Annotated in this window: 18 protein-coding genes; 13 read left to right on the top strand and 5 right to left on the bottom strand. The window is 61.3% G+C overall.

The genetic code is table 11. The annotated features are described in order from the left end of the window. Position 1 precedes the first annotated feature (1 nt). From NG895_RS14085 to NG895_RS14070, 4 genes are all read right to left on the bottom strand, one after another. Positions 2–1,261, bottom strand: a complete 1,260-nt coding sequence (locus NG895_RS14085) for a hypothetical protein (protein ID WP_252853148.1) — start codon at positions 1,259–1,261, stop codon at positions 2–4. A gap of 171 nt (positions 1,262–1,432) precedes the next feature. Next, on the bottom strand, positions 1,433–2,458 hold the full coding sequence (locus NG895_RS14080) for a carboxypeptidase-like regulatory domain-containing protein (protein WP_252853147.1): 1,026 nt from the start codon (positions 2,456–2,458) through the stop codon (positions 1,433–1,435). 185 nt (positions 2,459–2,643) lie between these two features. Then, a complete protein-coding gene (locus NG895_RS14075; protein ID WP_252853146.1) occupies positions 2,644–3,783 on the bottom strand; it encodes a hypothetical protein in 1,140 nt (379 codons plus the stop codon). A 424-nt stretch (positions 3,784–4,207) separates the two neighbouring features. Then, on the bottom strand, positions 4,208–6,451 hold the full coding sequence (locus NG895_RS14070; protein ID WP_252853145.1) for a penicillin acylase family protein: 2,244 nt from the start codon (positions 6,449–6,451) through the stop codon (positions 4,208–4,210). 225 nt (positions 6,452–6,676) lie between these two features. Between NG895_RS14070 and NG895_RS14065 the strand changes: the two genes are divergently transcribed. The 13 genes from NG895_RS14065 (at position 6,677) to NG895_RS14005 (ending at position 18,298) form a co-directional block, all read left to right on the top strand. Next, positions 6,677–7,861 carry a GspE/PulE family protein gene (locus tag NG895_RS14065; RefSeq protein ID WP_252853144.1) on the top strand — a complete coding sequence of 395 codons (1,185 nt, stop codon included), beginning with the start codon at positions 6,677–6,679 and terminating at the stop codon, positions 7,859–7,861. A gap of 59 nt (positions 7,862–7,920) precedes the next feature. Continuing rightward, on the top strand, positions 7,921–8,997 hold the full coding sequence (locus NG895_RS14060) for a type II secretion system F family protein (RefSeq protein ID WP_252853143.1): 1,077 nt from the start codon (positions 7,921–7,923) through the stop codon (positions 8,995–8,997). A 6-nt stretch (positions 8,998–9,003) separates the two neighbouring features. Next, a complete protein-coding gene (locus NG895_RS30620; RefSeq protein WP_252853142.1) occupies positions 9,004–10,023 on the top strand; it encodes a type II secretion system F family protein in 1,020 nt (339 codons plus the stop codon). Positions 10,024–10,081: 58 nt separating this feature from the next. Then, positions 10,082–11,353, top strand: coding sequence for a type II secretion system F family protein (locus NG895_RS30615; protein WP_252853141.1), 1,272 nt, complete (start codon positions 10,082–10,084; stop codon positions 11,351–11,353). Positions 11,354–11,397: 44 nt separating this feature from the next. Then, positions 11,398–11,772 carry a hypothetical protein gene (locus NG895_RS14045; protein ID WP_252853140.1) on the top strand — a complete coding sequence of 125 codons (375 nt, stop codon included), beginning with the start codon at positions 11,398–11,400 and terminating at the stop codon, positions 11,770–11,772. Continuing rightward, entirely contained in the window at positions 11,769–12,263 is a 495-nt protein-coding gene (locus NG895_RS14040; protein ID WP_252853139.1) for an LSm family protein, read from the top strand. Before NG895_RS14045 ends, NG895_RS14040 begins: the two co-directional genes overlap by 4 nt. Beyond that, positions 12,256–12,636 (top strand): hypothetical protein, encoded by a 381-nt coding sequence (locus NG895_RS14035; RefSeq protein WP_252853138.1) that lies wholly within the window; start codon positions 12,256–12,258, stop codon positions 12,634–12,636. Before NG895_RS14040 ends, NG895_RS14035 begins: the two co-directional genes overlap by 8 nt. A gap of 61 nt (positions 12,637–12,697) precedes the next feature. Then, positions 12,698–14,011: a DUF1559 family PulG-like putative transporter gene (locus tag NG895_RS14030; RefSeq protein WP_252853137.1), complete on the top strand. Its 1,314-nt coding sequence runs from the start codon at positions 12,698–12,700 to the stop codon at positions 14,009–14,011. A 69-nt stretch (positions 14,012–14,080) separates the two neighbouring features. Then, positions 14,081–14,728 carry an SMC-Scp complex subunit ScpB gene (gene scpB, locus NG895_RS14025; RefSeq protein ID WP_252853136.1) on the top strand — a complete coding sequence of 216 codons (648 nt, stop codon included), beginning with the start codon at positions 14,081–14,083 and terminating at the stop codon, positions 14,726–14,728. Between the two features lie 238 nt (positions 14,729–14,966). Continuing rightward, the gene (gene rpe / locus NG895_RS14020; protein WP_252853135.1) at positions 14,967–15,710 is read left to right on the top strand and encodes a ribulose-phosphate 3-epimerase; all 744 of its coding nucleotides are present in this window, start codon (positions 14,967–14,969) and stop codon (positions 15,708–15,710) included. 58 nt (positions 15,711–15,768) lie between these two features. Continuing rightward, positions 15,769–16,362: a histidine phosphatase family protein gene (locus NG895_RS14015; protein WP_252853134.1), complete on the top strand. Its 594-nt coding sequence runs from the start codon at positions 15,769–15,771 to the stop codon at positions 16,360–16,362. Positions 16,363–16,450: 88 nt separating this feature from the next. Continuing rightward, positions 16,451–17,338, top strand: coding sequence for an acetyl-CoA carboxylase, carboxyltransferase subunit beta (gene accD, locus NG895_RS14010; protein WP_252853133.1), 888 nt, complete (start codon positions 16,451–16,453; stop codon positions 17,336–17,338). A gap of 213 nt (positions 17,339–17,551) precedes the next feature. Beyond that, complete coding sequence (locus NG895_RS14005) at positions 17,552–18,298, top strand: hypothetical protein (protein WP_252853132.1); 747 nt, start codon at positions 17,552–17,554, stop codon at positions 18,296–18,298. 3 nt (positions 18,299–18,301) lie between these two features. On the opposite strand, the gene NG895_RS14000 is transcribed toward NG895_RS14005, so the two are convergent. Further along, entirely contained in the window at positions 18,302–19,744 is a 1,443-nt protein-coding gene (locus NG895_RS14000; RefSeq protein WP_252853131.1) for a dicarboxylate/amino acid:cation symporter, read from the bottom strand. Positions 19,745–19,859 lie beyond the last annotated feature (115 nt).

Below are 19,859 nucleotides of genomic sequence, written 5' to 3'. Positions count from 1 at the left end.
GTTACTCCTTGGCTTGGATCGGTACCACCAGATCGTCGATCGATTGGCGCAGGCGGATTCCGAACGATACGTCGCTCAACATTTGGAAGAGAATCTGATCGCTCGCCATGACCATATCGCGATCGCCCACCCGAACCTCGTAAGTCTCAGGCGGCAAGCCAGTGACTTCGAACGACCCATCGTCCTCGACCAACGCGCTTACCAGGTCCCAGGCCGGATCGCGTCCAAACGACAGCCGCAGATTCGGCGACAGGGGTTTGCCGTCCGACCGGACGACTCGGCCACGGATCGAGCAGGGCTGCGACACCTCGAGATCGCCCAGGTCGCGCGATTCGTCGGTTCCCGGCATGGTGAACGTTTTGGTGGTCAAGATGAAAGGACTCTCCGAGCGTTTGGCTTCGCCAGCCACCGAATAAATGCAGTATCGCTGGTCGGGTGGCAGGTATCGAATCTCGAATCGCCCCTCTGAATCGGTCACATCGCCCACGGCGGCAATGAAGATGTCGTCGGCGGTGCTCCGGTTCAATTGCACCACAGCAATGCTCATCCCGGCGACCGGCTGTCCGTGATGCATCAAGCGGCCCGTCACCGTCGCACCGGTTCGCACCTCGATTGATTGCGGTTCAGCACCAGGCTTGAGCAGTTCTCGTTGTTCGCCGCAGAAACCGTGACCCTCAACACGGATGTCGAGCCCCAGGTAGTCATCGGGCAGCACCATGGCAAACCGGCCTTGGGCGTCGGTAACGGTAGGCGTGACCCCATCGACGCGACCCCACCAGCGTCGGTCCACGGTCTTGGCGCCGTGGGGATCTACCAGTGCCCCGGCCACCGGGGTGCCGTTTTGCGTGACGACGCCCAACACGACCCGCGAGGGATCGATGTCCTCTGACAGTGGATCGAGCGAGAGCGACACTGCTTCGCCAGCCGGATCGATCAGCGGCGTCTGCAGCGTTTGATACTCTGGATGCGTCAGTACCAGATGGAACTTGAGTGTTGGATCGAGACTCGCGATGGTGAATTGGCCGTCGTCATCGGTCGTGGCCCATTTTCCACAGTCGAGATAGCAGCTGGGGCAAAAGATGCCCCGGCCAACTTTCGGCGCGGCGGTCGAAATATCGACACGCACGCCTGCCAGTGGGGTGCCATCGACCCCCGTGACACTGCCAGTGATCGATGGACGACTGGTGTCGACCTCCTCGGCAACCCCGCGAACCCCACCCAGCATCACCAAGAGCGCAAGAAACCCTTTGACAGATGACATACCTCTCCATCCTTTCTCGGAAACCTTCTGTCCATTCGGTTCGGTGTCGGCACCCGATGGTTGCTGCAGTGTAGCAGAGCCGCAGTCTGGAAACACCCAAGTCGACAAGAAGTTTCGCGACATGCAGTCTTTACACGTGTCAGACCTAAACGCCAGCGACGCTTCAGAAAGCTACTCTGCTAGCGGTCCGAACTCCAAGTGATGCGTCATGCCCGACTCCGTAGAAAACTCGTAGGCTGGGCCGTAGGGGGTGCCAGTCAGGGCATTGCCGTCGCTTTTTTTCCAGAGTAGTCTTTTGGCTTGGATCTTCGCCGCAGGAGGTGCTGCCAATGCTTCCACCTTTTCGGCCCGCTCGCCTGGGCTGCCCAGCGACACTTTGATGACGATGGTGGGATAACCTTTCGCCGGGGAGACATAGGCATACAGGCTCACCGTCTGAACTCCTCGCTTCTTGTCTTGCCTCAGATTGGCGGTGACCCGGGACCACGGAGTCAGCGCGATATCACGATCGTCGCTGCTGGCCGGCACGGCGGCGAATCCCTCGGGAGCGGCGATAACGACACTCGTGCGTTCGCTCGGGAATTCGAACTGGAATTTGCCACGGCTATCACTGCGCTTGGCTATTAGTTGTTCCGTGCCAACGAAGCGCCCGTTGTCCAGACGGAGGGCAGGGCTTCCCATTCGCAAGCGTGGGTCGGTCGGCATGCGAAGCACCACTTGCGCGTTTGCTACCGGAGTGCCGTCGGCATCGACCACGCGGCCGCAGATTGGATGCTCAGCACCGGGTGGCCACACGTCGGTGATCTCCAGTACGTCGTAACGACGGGCGGGGCCGCTGAGGATCCGTCCTCGATCCTGAACCTCAACGCCACCGGTGTCGGTGAGCAGCTGCGCCCAGTTCTGGGCTTCCTTGGTTCGTTCAGCATCCTGAAACGCCTCGAAGGTGCGTGCATAGCCGACCGTTTCCAGGTCGCCGCCGTTGGCAGTTGCACGATTCCTTAGTTCTTCCGAAAGGTCGGCCCACCCCATCACTCGGCCTTCGAAGAGGATTACGTTCTTCGCCACGATCAATTGAGGGGGGCTTTCCTCGGTCGATGGCTTGGGAGGTTGCAGGAGTTCGGCAGGTGTTGGCGACTTAGTTTCGACGACATTGGCTTGCTCCTCCGCCAGGCAGGCCGGCATGATGACAGAGCACACGAGCAGAGTGGACGAAAGAGAAAGAGCAGATCCCGTAAACACCACGTAGCCCCCAAGGTCATTGAAAATGATCGAACGACATCATGGATTGTAGGGGGGCGACCAGCGGGCTGCAAAAAGAAAAGGTGCCTCGTTTGCACGAGGCACCTTGTGTTTCAATTAGGGGGACTTAACAGGCAGTCGAGTTAGTTGTTCCGGTTGCCGTTTTGCTCGGAGATCATGTTCTCCACTTTCTCCCGCTGCTGGGGCGTGAGAATCGCTCGAATGGCTTCGAACTCTTCTTTGCGCAGTTCCTCGCGTTGCTGTCGCTGCTGGCGATATTTGTTGACGAACTCCTTGGCCTGCTCGCGGATTTGCTGCCGCTGCTCATCGGTCAGGTTGAGCTGGTCGGCGACCGCTTCCACGCGATCGGAAACCGTCTCCAGCAGCATCTGCCGAGTGGCGCGGTCCTGCAGGGCGGCTTCGTCGATCTGCACGTCGACCACCACCACACGATCCTTGAAGAAGTTGCGGACCTGCTCACGCTGCTCGTCGGTCAGGATATCGCGCATCGCGGCTAGCTCGTCGCGCATCAGCTGGCGGCGATCGAGTTGCGCTTGCTGGAATCTCGGCACGTACGATTGCACCACGTCGCGGATCTTGGCCTGCTGATCGTCGGTCAGGTTCAGCGTTTTGGCAGCGGCTTCGATGCGATCGGTCAGCATCTGCGACTGCACAGCTTCGACCGCCTGGCCCAGCAGGGCGTTGCGGGCTTCGGTGCGTTGTTCCGGGGTGAGGATGCCGGCCAGGTCGTTCAGCTCGGCCCGCACCATCCGGCGCCGCTCGGCGCGTTGGTTCCAGTGTTGCGGTGTATAGGTCGCCAGCGTGTCGGCAATCTTCTGGCGTTGCTCGCTGGTGAGGTCGAGCGACTTGGCGGCCTGCTCAACCCGCTCGGCAACCGAGTCTAAACCTTCGTCGTATTGCCGCTTGGCATCTTTCTGCATCGCTTTGCGCTGACCTTCCACGTACTGCTTGACCTTGGCCAGTTGGTCGTCATTGAGAATGGACTTCAGCGAGTTCATTTCCTTCTGATACAAGGCCTTCCGCTCGTCCCGCCAACGGGCGTACTCCTCTTTGTACGACTGCAGTTTGTCGCGGACTTGTTGCCGTTGCTCGTCGCTAAGCCCCAGCTTGTCGGCCATGTCATCGATGCGCTGGGCGACGCTTTGTGTAGCCATGTCGTCTTGTTTTTGCTCTTCGGTCTGACGTTGACCGAGGGCGGAACCCGCGACAGCGACTGCGAACAGCGCAGCCGCCAACATCCCATAGTGCCTGCTGACAATCATCTTGCTCCCTTTCCGAATCGAGAAGTGACACGAGACAAGAATTCGAGTCGATGCGCGCGGCAAAAAGGACAAGGCGAGACGGCCGCGCGGCTAGGAGGCAGTACTGCTAACTGCGAATATACCCCTGCTGTGAACTTCAGCAAGCAGGCGCGCCGCAACTTCATGCAGATTTAATTTTGGGTGCGAACGCCAACAGCTATCACTGCAACTATGAGTAAATGGACTCATAAGAAACGATGGCATTAGCTGCAGTAATGCATCACAAAATGAAAGCAGTGTCTACTGCGATGCAAGTCACTGGGTATCGCCATGCTGGTACCACCACTTTGTGGGGTGTATAGATACTACCGTGAGTGGTTTGCTTGGCGCCGTTGCCTGAAGATGTTCTACCCCCACGTTGGGTCGCGGCGCTCGCTAAGGCGTATTACCCCAACAGGTCGGCGTTCAGCCCCGCGTCGGGTTTACACTCGCCATCGAGCGCCAGGCATTTGTACTGGCCGGTCTTCCACCGCTCGAGGTCCGATTGGTACCACCAGCTAAAGGCGCTTTCGCTGGGACCACCCGGAAGGTTGGTCCACGCCTGGTCGGAGCCCATGTCGGTGACGAAGTGATAGCTGGGGGCAAACGTGCTCTCGCGGGTCTTGGTGGTCAACAGGTGACCCTGAAACGGCGTGGCGTGGCAGCCCGGCATCGCAATGGGGGGCGACTTCAGACCCAGCAATCGTCCCACGCTGCCCAGGTTGATGAAGCGGTTGACGAAGTGGAACTCGTTGACCGCGGACCACGGCTTGTCGGGCTCGGCCTGCGCGCGCTCGGCCGCGCGGCGAATCATCTCGCCCTTGTCCCGTTCGCGCCACCAGCTGCTGGTCACCTTACGCAGGGCTCGATCGCATGCGGTAAGCAAGAACTTCGAGTACCCCATCCGTGTCGAGAGGTACAGCATTCGCCGCCAGCCGATGCCGGCTTCGTGCCCGAAGATCTCCAGGAGCACATGGCGATAAAAGCTGTGAAACAGCGAGGCGTCGGTGCTCTCGGGATTGTACCGGCAGTCCCACGCCGAGAGGCGTTGCTTCAGGGGGCAATCTTCCAGATGCGCCAGGAGCACCGGCAGCAGATCGCGGGCGTGGGTGCTCACCACGTCGTACTGCAGGGCTTGCATGTCTTCGAGCGTTGCGTTGGGCAGCTCGGTTAAGCGTTCCTTGATCCGCCGCAAGCGATAGTCGGCCAGGTGGCTGGCGTGCAGCGGCGGGCCGTCGGTGCGGTACTGTTCTTCGTTGGCCGTGGCCACAAAGCCGATGGGCGGATCGTACACATGGGGCAGTAGTTGCGACGGCACGACGCCCTGCCAGTGATTCACCGGGTTCCACGCCGGCAGCGGCGTAATGCCCGAGGCGTGCGGTGGCCGTTGCGGCAGCCAGCCGCTGGCCTGCATGCCGATGTGTCCCTGGCTGTCGGCAAACACCCACACCAGCGAAGGGTGGGGCGAGTCGCGCACGGTGTCCATGGCCTGACGGGTGTCGCCAGCGGTGAACAGTTCGAGCCAGGTGCCAATTGCCCGCCCGCTGCCTTCGTGCCCGCCAATCCAGGCAACGCTCATGTAGGTGCCCCGTTCCTCGGGCGTGCGGGTGAGCGTGCCGAGGTCGTTCTCCAGCACTTCAAGCTCCAGAGGCGACTGTCCCTTGCGCTTGATCTCCTCGCGGCGCAGACGGAAGTCGTGCCAGGTTTGCTCGCGGCGATATTGCCAGCCGGTCTCGCCGCCGGGACGGCAGTCTTCGATGAAGTAATCGCTGGTGTCGGCCGCCAGGTAGGTGACGCCCCACGACAACTGAGGCGTTCGGCCCACGGCCATCAGCGGGCAGCCGGGCAGCGTTGCGCCCATCGCGTATTGCTTCTCTCCCGAGTCGCCCGACCAGTCGAGCACTACTTCGTACCAGATGGCGGGTAGGCGATTCACTTCCAGGTGCGGATCGCTGGCCAATAGCGCGCTGCCGGTGGCACTGCGGGCGGGGCTCACCGCCCAGGCGTTGCTGCCAGCCAGTCGCGGCAGGTCGGCCAGCAACTCGAGTGCTTCGTCCGACAGTCGTTTGGTGATGTGGATATCGCGGAGAGGCGAGAAGTCGATGCCGTCGAGGTACGGCGCGAACAACTCGCGGATGCGATCGTCCTCGACGCCCAGTTGAATCAGTTCCAGCAGCGTTAGCTCGGCTTCCTGCTCGCCCACCGCCAGACCCGCGAACGACAGCAGGTTGCCCAGCAGCAACACGGACGAGGGGTCCCATCGCCCCGGTTCGAAGCCGACCACCCACATGGGCAGCGACCGGCGTCCATCGGCCAGCCCGTCGTTCACGCCTTCGCAGTACCACAGCAGCTGTTCGAGGATGTGCGGCTCGAGGGCCTCGACTTCTTCGTCGATTCGCTGCGTCAGGTTCGCCCGGCGGAGGAACATGTCCATTTCCACCAGTTCGGGCTTGGCGGCGATGCGCTCGGCGGCGCGTCCGGCGGCGATGGAGCGGGCGAAATAAATCTGCGTCGGCCGGTCGAGTGCATGCAGATAGCCCAGGGCGTAAACGGCCGCCTGCCAATCCGCCGCCTTGACGTGTGGCACCCCCGCGTCGTCCCGCACAGCGGTGAAGGGGTACCTCGCCTTTCGGATATTGATCGATTCCATGCGGCTAAGTTTAGAGTACGGCGAGATTTGCTCCAAGGTTGGAGCTACGCGGTCCAACGCTCGGGAGCCCGCTGCGGCGGCCCCCAACGCGGCCGGGGCGATGCAATAGTTGCCGGCGGCCCGTGCGAACGGAATTCATTGAGTGTTTCGCCAGCAGTAGATCTCGGGTTATGATGTGGTTCGTACGAGCCTGCTGCCACTTTTCGCACCTTCGTCTGCCTCTGCATGAATTCTCCCCCATCGACCGACGAACCGCTCGCCGCCTGGCAGGACTACCTCGCTTCGATCAAGCCGCAGGGGGGATCCGCGGTGGAGTTGGTCGACCGATTGCTGCAATTGGTCAGCCAGTCGCGGGCCAGCGACGTCCATATCGACCCCACCGAGGGCAATCTCGTGCTCCGCTGGCGGCTCGACGGGGTGCTCGCCCCGCTGGGCACCGTGCCGCGGGCGATGGCCAGCAGCGTGGTCGGCCGGCTGAAGGTGCTCGCCGGGCTGTTGACGTACGAGACCGCACTGCCACAGGAAGGTCGGTTAGAAAGCGAGGTCACCGGCGGCGAGTTTCGCGTCAGCACGTTCCCCACGCTGTTTGGCGAACGGGCCGTGCTCCGCTCGTTGGGTAGTAGCCGCCGGGGGCTCGAAACGCTCGAGCAACTCGGTCTGGGACCCAACGTGCTCGACGCGATGCGCGACGCACTGGCCGCCACGACGGGGGCGGTGCTGATTGTCGGACCGGCCGGCAGTGGTAAGACCACCACCGCCTACGCCGCAGTGCGTGAAGTCGTGGAGCAGTCGGGCGGGGGGCGCGCGATTCATTCGCTCGAAGACCCCGTGGAGGTTGTTGTGCCAGGGGTTGCGCAATCGCAGGTCAGCCACTCCTCCGGTTTTACCATGGCCGAGGCGCTCAAGTCGCTGGTGCGGCAAGATCCCGAGGTGCTGATGCTAGGCGAGATTCGCGACCGCGCGACGGCCGCCACCACACTCGAGGCAGCGCTAACCGGTAGCCTGGTGATCACCACGTTTCACGCGGGCAGCACCAGCGAGGCGATCGATCGATTGGTCGACATGGGCATCCCGGCCGATGCCGTGCAGCACGCGGTGCGACTGGTCGTTGCCCAGCGATTGGTCCGCCGGCTCTGCACTTGTGCTCTGCAGGGCGAGCCCAGTCATGACGCGGCGCCGCTAGGGCTCGACGTCGCTCAGTGTATGGGGCCGGCCGGCTGCGGGGAGTGCGCGGGCACGGGCTATCGTGGCCGTGTGCTGCTCGCCGAAGCGTCGACCAATATCACGCCCCATCAGACGAACAGCACGATGCCGTTCGCCGAACCAGCCCGTCAGTTAATCGAGTCGGGAGTGACGAGTCCTGGCGAAGTGGTGCGGGCGCTGGGCTGGAGGCCTGCGGTAGACACCTAGTCGAGGCCCGCCACTGCGCGTCGCTCCCTCTGCATTTAATCGAATGATTCGAACCGTTGATGTCTGAAATCGCACTCCAACCCACGACGCTCGACGACCTTGCGGCGCTCAACGCTGAACTCGCAGCGCTGGCGGGGGCGCGGATCCCGTTGGAGCCGGAGTTGCGCCGTCTCGCCAACCAGCTTCCGCCAGGGGCGGGGGCGCTTTCACTGCGGCTGGCTCAGCGAATCGAGCAGGGCAACTCGCTTGCCAGTGCCCTCGATGCCGAGGGAGGCAACCTGCCCGAGGTGTACCACGCCGTGGTCGAGGCGGGGCTCGCCAGTGGCGACCCGACTGCCGCCCTGGAGGAGATGACCCGCAGCACCCGTCGCCTGGCTTCGCTGCAACGCGTCACCAGTGTCGCGCTATTGGTGCCCATCACGGTGATTATCCTGGCCAGCCTGCTGCTGGCGCTGCTGCTGTATGTGGTGTTTCGAAACATCGCCTGGATTGCCCCCAAGGTGCTGCAGCCCTATGCCGACCTGGCGGGGCAGTCGTGGCTGATTGCCGCGCTTACGGTGGTGGTACCGGTGTTGGCCATCGTGATTCCGCTGGTGTGGTGGTGGCGTAGCCGGCGTGCCACGAGCCTTGCCTCGCCGCGTTGGTGGCTGTTGGGCTGGATTCCCGGCGCGCGGCGGCTGCATCGACTTAGTTCGTCGGCCACCATGGCCGAAGTGTTGCGTATGACCACGGTCGCCGGCTTGCCGCTCGACCGCTCGCTCCGCATCGCCGCCGGCGCTGTGGGGCATCGCGGTTATCGCCGGGCAGCGCTCGAACTGGCCGACCAGGCAGCCACCGGCCAACCGCTGGCGGATTCCCCAGGTCACCAGCAGCGATCGCCCCTCGAGCGATTTCCGCCGCTGGTAAAGGTGGCGTTGGAGCAGAGCGGTCGCCGGCAATTGATGGCCGCATCGCTCGATCGTGCGGCGCGATCGTATCAAATGAGGGCCGACCTGCTGCAGACCTCACTCAACGACTTTGTGCCGGCAATGCTCACCGTGGGCGTGGCCGGTACCGTGGTGGCGGTCTACTGCATTGGTATGATGTGGCCTTACACCAGGATGCTTCACACCTTGGCCGACTCCTTGTGGCGATAGACGTTCGTGGACTACCAGCAAGACAATTCGCAACAGATTCCTTCTACCGCCGCGGTGGCCAGCGAGCAGCGGATGTCGCTCGAGGTGGTGTTGGATGCGCTAGTGGAAGATTTGGACGATCGGCAGCTCCGCGAGGCAGTCGGACGGCTGAAATCGGAGATGGCATCCGGCAAGTCACTCGAAGCCGCCCTCAAGAGTATCGAGAATAGCGCGCCTCGCTATTTGGTAGGGATGCTTCGCGCCGCGACCACGTCCGATCGTCTGGCGAACGTCTGCAACACGTTTGCCCTGCTGCGCGAGTCGTCCGATCGAGCATGGCGCACGTTGCAGGGCCTGCTGCTGTATCCATTGATCTTGCTGGTGGTATTGTCGTCGGTAACGATGTCGCTGTCCTATGTACTGCTGCCGAACTTTAGCGATTTGTACAACGAGTTCGATCTGGCGTTGCCTGCCGCCACCGAAAGCATCCTGGGGGCGATGCCCCTGATGCCCTGGGCCATGATTGCCATGATGGCCCTATGGCTGATGGTGATCCTGCTGCCCGGCATCTTCGGCTATGGATATTCGCTGCGTAACTCGCTGCCGCTATTGGGGCGGTTGTTTGTGAGCATCTCGCAACAACAGTTGGCGGCGACGCTGGCCAGTTTTGTCGAGTTGCGTGTGCCGCTGCCGGCGGCGCTCGAGTACACGGGCGACTTGCTCGACGATCGTGGCCTGGCGCGGGCCACTTATCGCGTGGCGGGTCTGGTCGAACGAGGGCTAACGCTCTCCGAAGCGATGGCCACTTCGCAGGCATTCGATCGGTCGCTGGCGACCATTGCCGGTTGGGGCGAGCGTCGTTCGCAGCTAGCGAGCGGACTGGCCTTGGCAGCCGAGATGTTCGCCAATCGTCGCGAGCAAAGGTTAGTGTTCATCCGCCGGGTGGTGCCGCCTTTGGCCCTGGTCGCGGTGGGCAGTGGTATTGCTGCTGCGGCCGCCGCTTTGCTGATGCCCGTCATCAAGCTGATTGAGGGGCTCACCGGGTGAGCCAAAGCATGCCAGTTCGTAGGAAGTGTTTGTCTCTATGTCGTGCGAGTAACTAGTTGTGGTTTTTCTTGCTCCGTTGTTGGTGCTAATGGTCGGCCTCGCCATGCGAATGGCGCTGTCCATGGCCTACGGTGCGCGGGGGCCCGAGCCCAACGACTATATTTACCTGTTGCTGCTACTCTTGAGCTGGATTTTTCTTGCGGTGGGCATTTTTGCCTGGTGCATGTTGCCGCTGGCCGGATCGCCGGGCGCTCTGATGGTCTGTGTGCTGTTGTGGACCCTGGGTGGATTTGCGCTGGTGGATGGTGTGACCACATCGCGCGACGCCAACCGCCGCACTAACGCCAAGCTGCTATCGATCGCGCAGCGCGAGGGACAACTGAAGGAAACCAGCGTATTGTTCGAGGGATTACGGCAGGGACGTTACGTTGGTCGGGCGGCCAGGAGGCTCAGCCGCGAACTACAAGCCGGAACCCCGCTATACGAGTCGGTGCGCACCCAACCCGCGGCACTGCCACGCGCGTCGGCGTCTTACGCGGCCGTGGGCACCCTGGCCAAGGCCGAGCCGCAGGCGCTGGATGAGCTGAGCCGGCCGGAAGATCCGGTGCTTGCTTCGGCTTCGAGAAGCTGCGTCGACTATGTTGCTTATCTGGTTGCCATTTCGTTGACGATGGGGTTGTTGCTGTCGTTGTATGGCGTTTTCATTGTTCCTCAGTTTCGCGAGATCTTCTGGGAGTTCGACCTCGAACTCCCCCCGGCGACGCAGTTGTTGATTGACGGATTTGCGTTTACGCCCATGTCCATCCTGATGACGATCGCGGCCGTCCTGACCCTCGTGATGCTGATGCTGATCGGCATCTTCTATCTGTGTGACATGCGGGTGCTGCGATTGATGGGCGATTGGCTTTTTCGCCGAGCCCATGTTGCTAAGCTGCTCCGGATGGTGGCCCTGGGCATCGAACACCGGGTCGAGTTCGAGCGACTACTTTATGCACTGAGTGTGACCTACCCCGTTCGCAGTCTTCGCAGCCGATTGTCGGGAGCTTACACCGAAGCCCACAATGGGCAGTCGCTGCCGGCGGCTCTTATGGCCCATCAATTGCTCACCTCGAGCGAAGCGGGATTAATCGAAACGGCCGAGCGGGTGGGCAACGTACCCTGGGCACTGCGCCAAATTGCCCTGCGTCGCGAAAACCTGCTCGCCGCACGCATGAACGTGGTGGTCCGCATCGCCTATCCGGTGATTGTGCTGTCCATCGCGATGTTCGTAGCGTTTATCGTCATCTCCTTGTTTGTACCGTTGGTCAAGCTTGTGGAGGGACTCTCCTAGTGAGTCGCAAAGTACTAAAATTTCGTCGAACCCAGCGTCGTGGCATGACAATATTGGAAGTCACGTTGTCGGCCGCGGCGTTGGCCATTGTTGCCGTGAGCGTGGTACAGGCCACCGTGGGGCTCGATCGCGCGCGGGTAGCTAGCGACCGCCTGGACTACGCCAGCCGTGAGCTTGAGAACAGCCTGAAGCAGTTCACCAGCCAGCCGCCCAGCGAGGTGACGCAGGCGGCTGCCGACCAGTGGAAACTCCCGGCGGAAGTCGCTCGAGAGCTGCCGGGGGCACAGCTCCGCACCATGGTCGCGAGCGAGGATCAGCCCGCCTCCAAGCGGGTGACGATGGAGCTGCAGCTCTCCACCCTGAGGCGACCGCTGGTGCTCACTCGCTGGGTGCCTGTCGGACAGGAGGAGCAGCCATGATCAGCCGTTGCCGCCAACCGCGTTGCGCATTTTCCTTGGTGGAGCTGATGGTGGTGGTATTTTGCACCATCGCACTGACGGGCGCTGCCGTCGCGCTGCTCCACCATCTGGGCCGTTGGGGTTCGTCGGTACAGCAGGCCTCCACTCATGCGGCAGCCGTCGATCGGCTGGAGCTGGCCTTGCGTCGCGAGTTGCGTCAATCGACCGATATCCAGCCCACCGGCGCGACGCTGACGATCGCCACCCGCCAAGGCACCAGTAAATGGCAACTAGCCAAAGACGCCTGCCAAGTGAAATGGACGGTGGCGGGCGAGTCGCCGCGCCATGATCGCTACGACATTGGTCCCCGCACCGATTGGCAGGTGAACGTCCAGCAGGGGATGGCTGAGGTCGTGCTTGGCGTGCCCGAGGGCGAGCGTGGCCTGCCCGTGCGGGTGATCGAGCCGCTTGAAGATACCGAACTCGAAAACGAGGGAGGCAATGATGAATAGTCGCAGAAACTGCGGCGCCACGATGCTGGTGGTGCTGGCCGTGATAGGCGTGAGCGCCGTGGTGCTGGCGTACGCCACCGAGTCGATGGTCGATCACCATCGCCAGGCACGTTTGCGGCACGAACACCGCCAGTGCCGGCTGCTGAGCGAAGCGGCACTCGCCCGAGCCGAATTGCAGCTAGCCAGCAGCGCCGAGTACTCGGGAGAGACCTGGCAGGTGGCAGCAGCCGATTCCGGGCTAGCCCAAGACGCATTGGTCTTGATCGAGGTGAAAACAAGCGAGGGCGGCGAACCGATGGTAATCGCTACGACCCAATATCCGGCCACCGGTCCACGCCGAGTGACCCATACCGAACAGCGCGGCGGGAAATAGACGCACAATCACGCCGAGTGAAGATACACCAATAGCCTTGCCATGAGGATTAACGATGAACATGAGACATCGCAGTGCTTTTACGCTTGTGGAACTTCTGGTGGTGATAGCCATCATTGGCATTCTGGTGGCATTGTTGTTGCCGGCGGTGCAGGCCGCGCGCGAGGCGGCGCGGCGTAGTTCGTGCATTAACAATGTCCGGCAGCTAACACTGGGGGTGCACAACTACGAGCTGGCGTTCGGGCATCTGCCAGTTGGGACCACCAACAAAACGGGCCCCATCCGCAACGTGCCCAACGGGCACCACATGAGCTGGCTGGCCCGGACGTTGCCCTACATTGGCGAGCAAAACCGGGCGGCAAATCTCGATATGAAGAAGAGCGCCTACCACATGGTGAACGATCCCGTGCGGCAGACTGCGTTCGATCTGCTGATGTGTCCAAGCTACTGGGGGGATGATCAGCCGATTTCCACGTACGCAGCCTGCCATCACGATCGCGAAGCGCCGATCGACGTCGACAACAACGGCGCTTTTGTGCTCAACAAACGTATCACGCTGGACGACATCCGTGACGGCGCCAGCTATACGATCTTCATCGGCGAGAAGTTTCCCGAGGCCGGCGACTTGGGCTGGCTGAGCGGTACGCCCGCCACGCTTCGCAATGGCGGCTTTGCCATCAGTGCCGGGGGTGGAGGCATGGGGGCCGACTTGCCATGGTTGGCCACTGGCAGCGACGACCCCTGGGGATTCGAAGAAGATCCCAACGAAGAGCAATGGGACGACGATCCCGAATTGGAGTCGCAAGATTTCGGCATGGCGCCCGAGGTGGACGATTCCTTTGGCGCGGAGTTCGAAAAACTGGAGCAACAGGAGGCCAGCACGTCCGAGGAGCAACAGCAGGACGATAGCAACGCCGCAGAGGAAGACGAAGTCGATGCGGAGGAGCAACCTGGCAGCGAGCCAGAAGACCAAGCATCTGACGAGGAGCAAGACTCCAATGAAGAGAAGAGCTCCGACGAGCAGCAAGGCGACGACGACAAGCAACCCGGCGAGGCCGAAGACACGAGCATCTACGACATCGAAGGTCGGTTCATTCTCAAGCTCAACAAGCGATTCAATACCGATGTGTTCTCTGATGAGGACGCTCCCCGACTGGAAGCCGAGATTCGTCCCGGTTTCTACACACGTAGCTTGCTGGGCGGAAACTGGGGGTCGCCACTCCGCGTGGGTGGGTTCCAGGGCAGCCACGCTGGGATTGTCGTGTTTGGTTATGGCGATGGATCGGTGAGCAGTGTTTCCCAGGACATCGACGTGCACACCTTTCGTCAAATGTGCAATCGGCACGACGGGGAGATTCCCAATGGGGGGTGGTAGCAGCCACCGTGCTAGCACCTCCTTCGTTGGGCTTGCCCACCGCCAGAGGTTCGTCCTACCATCCGCGTCATGGCCGAGGAAGAAAACAAACCGGAAGAGTCGCCCCTGTCGATCAAACGGCTTACCAGCGCGTTTGCGGCCATGCTAGGTCGTAAGCCGGGCGCGTCGGAGGAGGCCCCACCCCGCGAAGCGGCGATCGACACGCGGAGCATTACCGAGGCGCTGTTATTCGTCGGCCGGCCCGACAATCAACCGCTATCGGCCGAAGCGATTGCCGCCACGATGCGAGACATCACGCCAGAGGAAGTGGCGGCGGCCGTAGACGAGCTGAATGCCGAGTACCTGGAAGACGGCAGCGCCATGATGATTGTGGAGTCGGCCGCCGGCTATCGGCTGACCTTGCGAGAGGAACTCGAGCGGGTGCGCGACAAGTTCTACGGCAAGGTGCAGCAGGCCACGCTGACGCCGGCGGCCATGGAAGTGTTGAGCATTATCGCCTACCGCCAACCGGTCGATCTGAAGACCATCGACGGTATGCGGTCGCAGAAGAGCCAATCGCTTGCTGGCAGCCTGGTTCGCCGGGGATTGGTCGAAATCCGACGTTCCCCGGAGGCCCCACGCCGGGTGGAGTACGCTACCAGCGAGCGGTTCCTGCGTGTGTTTGGGCTGCGTAGCATCGACCAATTGCCACAGGCGGCCGAGTTTGATGCGGCGTGACAGGTCGGCGCAAGTGCTTGTGTAGAAAAGGTTTGTGGGCAACTGGCAGGCGAATCTAGGAGCTGACGGAGGACCGAAAAGCGGCCGATTAGCGGTAGCGGGCCCGGGGGCCAGGGGAGTAAAATCCGGCTTTTGCCAATGCACGTCTGTACCAGGCAGCTCGCCACCGTGGCGGAGCGCCCCAAAACCAAGGACACCCCCCGCACGATCGCGCGACATCTCCCCCCGCCTGCGTCACTTGGTTCCCATTGTCCATCGCGAAGAAAAGCACTTGTTGGTGACTGCGCAAACCCATCGCGACCAGATTCGAGCACGGCTGGCTGCTGCTGCGCCGGCGATCAATCCATCCATCCTGGGCTGCGACTACGCCCAGCTGGGGCAGGAAATTGCCGACATGGAGCAGGCGGGTGCGAAGGTTCTGCACCTGGACGTGATGGACGGGCACTTTGTGCCGAACTTCACCTTTGGCATGACCATCGTCGAGGCCGCACGTCGTGCGACCGAGTTGCCGCTCGACGTGCATCTGATGATGGAGCAGCCGGGCCGCTACATCCGCCAATTCCGTGAAGCGGGGGCCGACGTGATCACGGTTCACGAGGAAGTGTGCCGCGACCAATCCGAACTGGCCGACCTGGTGGCGCAGATTCGCGAGCTCGACGCGCTTGCTGGCATCGCTATCAATCCGCCAACGCCGCTTGAGAGGATCGACAAGGTCGCCGGAAATTGCGATCTAATTCTCTGCATGAGTGTCATGCCGGGTTTTGGCGGGCAGGAGTTCGATCACGTGGCTTTGGAGAAACTCGCCGCGCTGCGCGATCGCCCCGATGTGACCGCCTTTTTGGAAGTCGATGGCGGGGTGAATGTCGAGACGATCGCCGATTGCACGGCCGCGGGGGCGAATATGTTGGTCGTCGGTTCGGCCATCTCCGGCAGCGACAACTATCGCCAGCGAATTGTAGAACTCGAGAGACTTATCAAATAAACCGCACAGGCAACGCAACTCGTCCACACACGATTCCGTTGAAGTTGGAACGACAAACATGAGACATCTGGTTCTTGTACACACCGGCACCACTGAATACGACAAGCAAGGCCGCATCCAGGGTACGTTGGACGTGCCCTTGAGCGAGGATGGCAAGCAGCAGGCGATCGAAATTGCCGAGCAGTTGAAGCCATTGAACCCCTCGTCGCTTTATTCTGCCCCCGGCCAGGCTTCGCAGCAGACCACCGAAGTGCTGGCCGAGCGACTGTCGCTCAAGCCGCGAACGCTCGACAAGCTGACCAACGTCAATCAGGGGTTGTGGCAGGGCCTGCTGGTCGATGACGTGAAAACCAAGCAGCCTAAGGTTTTCCGCAAATGGATCGAGCACCCCGAGTCGGTTTGCCCGCCCGAGGGGGAGACCATCACTCGCGCCCGCGCGCGGGTCGCCGAAGTGCTCAGCAAGCTCAGTAAGAAGCAGAAACCGGACACGACGTTAGTGCTGGTGGCCCCCGACCCGCTGGCCTCGATCATCCGCCAGGTGCTCTCCGGCGCCGAGCTGGGCGATTTGTGGCATGCGGGTGACCACGCGGGCCGCTGGGAGAAGTTTGAGGTCGATAAACCGGCGGAATTGGTGGCCGAGGCAAAGTCCTAGCCATCGAACCGCTCATCCGTCTCCCAACAAGTCCGGCAAACTGGTATCATAGACCGCCCACGCAGTTCCAATCCCCAACGAATCTCGCATGGCCACCGGCGAATTGAAGGAAAACCGCGATCAGCCTGATAACTCGGACGACCCTTTGTTGGGCGACGAGCCGAAGAAGCACCGCGCCAAACGCGGTGTGCCGAGCGGCTTGTGGCTGAGGTGCGACGACTGCGGCGAAACGGTATTCCGCAAGACCGTCGCCGAGAACATGAGCGTCTGCCCTGTGTGCGGGTACCATATGTACCTGAGCGCGGCCGACCGCATTCGCTACCTGCTGGACGAAGGCACCTTCGAGGAGTGGGACGGCAACCTGATGCCGGCCGACCCGCTGGAGTTCTTCGACAAGAAGGCCTACGCCGAACGCGTGGTGTCCGAGCAGAAGCGGACCGGCCTGCGCGACGCAGCCCTCACTGGCACCGGCATGATCCGTGCCCGCCGCGTCGCGGTGGGCGTGACCGACTCGGCCTTTATCATGGGCAGTATGGGGTCGGTAGTGGGCGAACGCCTGGCGCGGCTCATCGAGCGGGCCACCGAGCAGGACCTGCCGCTGGTGATCGTCAGTGGCTCGGGCGGTGGTGCACGCATGCACGAGGGCATCCTGTCGCTGATGCAGATGGCCAAGGTTTCCGCCGCGCTCGCGCGGTACGACGAAGCGGGTGGCTTGTTCATCTCGGTGCTCACCAACCCCACCATGGGCGGCGTAGCCGCCAGCTTCGCCTCGTTGGGCGATCTGGTTTTCGCCGAGCCCAAAGCCCTGATTGGCTTCGCCGGCCCACGCACCATCAAAGCCACCATCCGGCTGGAACTGCCCGAAGGATTCCAGCGAAGCGAATTCCTGCTCGCCCACGGCTACATCGACCGCATCGTCAAACGCGCGGATATGAAGAGCGAAATCGCGCGGACGATTGACTACTGCGGGAAGTAGATTGCGAGGCGCTGCTTCAGGCTGTCGTTTGGCAAAAAACGTCGAACAGCGTCTGCACGTACTTCAGGCCACCCTCTCTTCGCTCCTCCGACCCGGCACGACGTCCACGAGTCATGCGGCAGGAATAGTCGCCTGCGTTCAAATCGAACACTGGGTAGCCAGGCGTGATGTTCGTAACGTGTGGGGCAATGCACGTAGCTCGTGGGATAGGTGATGAATCCTCGGTACTGCTGCGGGATCCTGTTTTGCCTGCTGGCCCAGCATGCAGCGCCATGTCATGCCGGTCTTAGTATCTGGCACGATTGGTCGTGGTCGACGACATCTCAAAACGACAAGTACGTGTTCGTCTGTTTGTTGACAGATCCGGTCGATAAGCAGATTGCAGAAATTCGTAAGTACGGAGATAGTCCGCCAGAGATTATCTACGCCAATGAGATTGCCGAAGTACAACGGCTGTACGATACCTATCCGTGCACCGGGATGTATCGTAATGACGGATCGACGACTCCACTATGGACGACCAATGGGTGGATTCATCATGGGGTGCCGAGCCCCGACGGAAGGCTGTTAGTCTACTTCAACACAGACAATTTCTTCCACATCGATGTCCATGACGGTTCGTCGCCGGGACGTTCGCTCAGTGATTTGGAGATGATCGGATGGGTACCCTTCGGTTTGAACCTGATTTCCGATGAGTCGGGGCTGCAAATGGAGGACTTCCAGCTCGACGCAAACTGGATGCACGTGAAGGTGATTTGGGACAATGGCTCTACCACCACGGTGCGCCTCGACGATTTTGCGATTGTCCAGTCCAATACTCTGGGCTATGCACTCTATCACCTCATCACGACAGTCCGAGGCATCGTGCTCATCCTCGTGGTGTCCTTCCTCACCACGATGTTTGGCTACCTGCTGACCAACTGGGTAATGAGACGGCGAACAAGGCGGGAAAGGAGTTGAGCCTCAGATCCCTTCCCCTTCATCACTCTCCTTCTTGTGGTGATAGTACTCGTCCCAGGTCTTTTCGTGGGGCTCGCCCAGTTTGCCGACGCTTTTGGCTACCAGCATCGAGACGGTTGCATCGCTGGTAATGTTTACCACGGTACGGAGCATGTCGAGGATGCGGTCCACTGCGAAGATCAGGGCAATACCTGGCACCAGCGTCGGACTGATCTGCCCAAGTACGATGACCAGCATGACGATTCCGGCGCTCGGCACGGCGGCCGTGCCGATGGACGCCAGCATGCAGGTCAGGCCGATGCTGATGAGTTGGCCAATCGATAGATCGACGCCGAACGCCTGGCAGATGAACACGGCGGCCACCGCCTGGTAGCAGCTTGTGCCATCCATGTTGACGGTCGCACCAATCGGCAAGACGAAACTCGCCACTTCTTCGTCGACACCCAAGTGTTCCTCGACCCGTTCCATGGTGACCGGGAGCGTGGCGGCACTACTGCTGGTGCTGAAGGCCAGCAGCTGTGCCGGCGAAAGTCCCCTGAAGAACCAGCCATAGCCACGACGGGTGAAAATCATCATCAAGCTGGGATAGAACGCGAAGATTAGCAGTACTAACCCCGCGATTACGCACAGGCAATACATCAGCAACGCATAGAACACCTGCAGCGACGGCGTCTCAGCCACCAATGCTGCCAGCAGCGCAAACACACCAACCGGTGCGGCCAGCATGATCAGATCAATTAGTTTGAGAATGATCTCGTTCAGCGAGTCAAAGAAGTCTTTAACAGGTTTCGATACCGCGGGGGGAACGAGCAACAGCCCGATCCCGAAGAACAAGACGAACACAATGACCTGAAGCATGGCTCGATTGTCGCCAGCGGCGGCAAACAGGTTCTCTGGCACCAGATCGATCAGCGGTTGCAGCGGCCCTTTTCCTTTTTGCTCATTGGCGATGTCGATCTTTCCTGCCGCATCGCTGCTGGCCGCAGCGATCAGGGCATCGCGCGTATCGGCGTCGATCCCCTTACCGGGACCGATGATCGTTGCTATGAACAGCCCCAGTGTCACCGCCACGCCCGTCGTGAACAGGTAGAGCGCGATAGTACGGCCCCCCATGGATGAGAGGCGCGACAGGTCCTTCAAGTCCGAGATCCCCTTTAGTAGCGACGCGATGATCAGCGGTACCGCGATCAGTTTCAGGGCATTGATGAAGATGATTCCGAATGGCTTGATCCAATTCACGACGAACTCGCGTCCGGTGTGAAACTCTTTGGTGACTTCGGTGACTTCGACCTTTTCGACGACCTTGCCGTTTTCGACAACCATCGACTTGTTCACCACCTCGACGTCGCGCTCGACGGTGCTGCCCAGCCCCAACGCGATTAATCCGACCACGACGCCCAGCACCATGCCAATGATGATCTTCCAATGCAGTGCGAGCTTCTTCATCTGAATCCTTGTTTTCGGGGGTCGGCGGGGCAGAGAGCCCCTAACGTAACGCATTGCCAGGTTCGCGGGCAGTCAAACTTTGGGGCTATTGCCGGGCAATCCGCCGCACAAATTC

This window comes from Aeoliella straminimaris (genome assembly GCF_024054565.1).
In the GTDB taxonomy this organism is placed as follows: Bacteria; Planctomycetota; Planctomycetia; order Pirellulales; family Lacipirellulaceae; genus Aeoliella; species Aeoliella straminimaris.
The sequence above is the reverse complement of the archived record's forward strand: the minus strand, read 5'-3'. Positions and strand labels throughout refer to the sequence as shown.

Bases quoted from the DNA above. Each gene is read 5' to 3' on its own strand.
- NG895_RS14085 (WP_252853148.1), bottom strand. From the start codon at position 1,261: ATGTCATCTGTCAAAGGGTTTCTTGCGCTCTTGGTGATGCTGGGTGGG.
- NG895_RS14075 (WP_252853146.1), bottom strand. From the start codon at position 3,783: ATGATTGTCAGCAGGCACTATGGGATGTTGGCGGCTGCGCTGTTCGCA.
- NG895_RS14070 (WP_252853145.1), bottom strand. From the start codon at position 6,451: ATGGAATCGATCAATATCCGAAAGGCGAGGTACCCCTTCACCGCTGTG.
- NG895_RS14065 (WP_252853144.1), top strand. From the start codon at position 6,677: ATGAATTCTCCCCCATCGACCGACGAACCGCTCGCCGCCTGGCAGGAC.
- NG895_RS14060 (WP_252853143.1), top strand. From the start codon at position 7,921: ATGTCTGAAATCGCACTCCAACCCACGACGCTCGACGACCTTGCGGCG.
- NG895_RS14045 (WP_252853140.1), top strand. From the start codon at position 11,398: ATGACAATATTGGAAGTCACGTTGTCGGCCGCGGCGTTGGCCATTGTT.
- NG895_RS14040 (WP_252853139.1), top strand. From the start codon at position 11,769: ATGATCAGCCGTTGCCGCCAACCGCGTTGCGCATTTTCCTTGGTGGAG.
- NG895_RS14035 (WP_252853138.1), top strand. From the start codon at position 12,256: ATGAATAGTCGCAGAAACTGCGGCGCCACGATGCTGGTGGTGCTGGCC.
- NG895_RS14030 (WP_252853137.1), top strand. From the start codon at position 12,698: ATGAGACATCGCAGTGCTTTTACGCTTGTGGAACTTCTGGTGGTGATA.
- scpB (WP_252853136.1), top strand. From the start codon at position 14,081: ATGGCCGAGGAAGAAAACAAACCGGAAGAGTCGCCCCTGTCGATCAAA.
- NG895_RS14015 (WP_252853134.1), top strand. From the start codon at position 15,769: ATGAGACATCTGGTTCTTGTACACACCGGCACCACTGAATACGACAAG.
- accD (WP_252853133.1), top strand. From the start codon at position 16,451: ATGGCCACCGGCGAATTGAAGGAAAACCGCGATCAGCCTGATAACTCG.
- NG895_RS14005 (WP_252853132.1), top strand. From the start codon at position 17,552: ATGAATCCTCGGTACTGCTGCGGGATCCTGTTTTGCCTGCTGGCCCAG.
- NG895_RS14000 (WP_252853131.1), bottom strand. From the start codon at position 19,744: ATGAAGAAGCTCGCACTGCATTGGAAGATCATCATTGGCATGGTGCTG.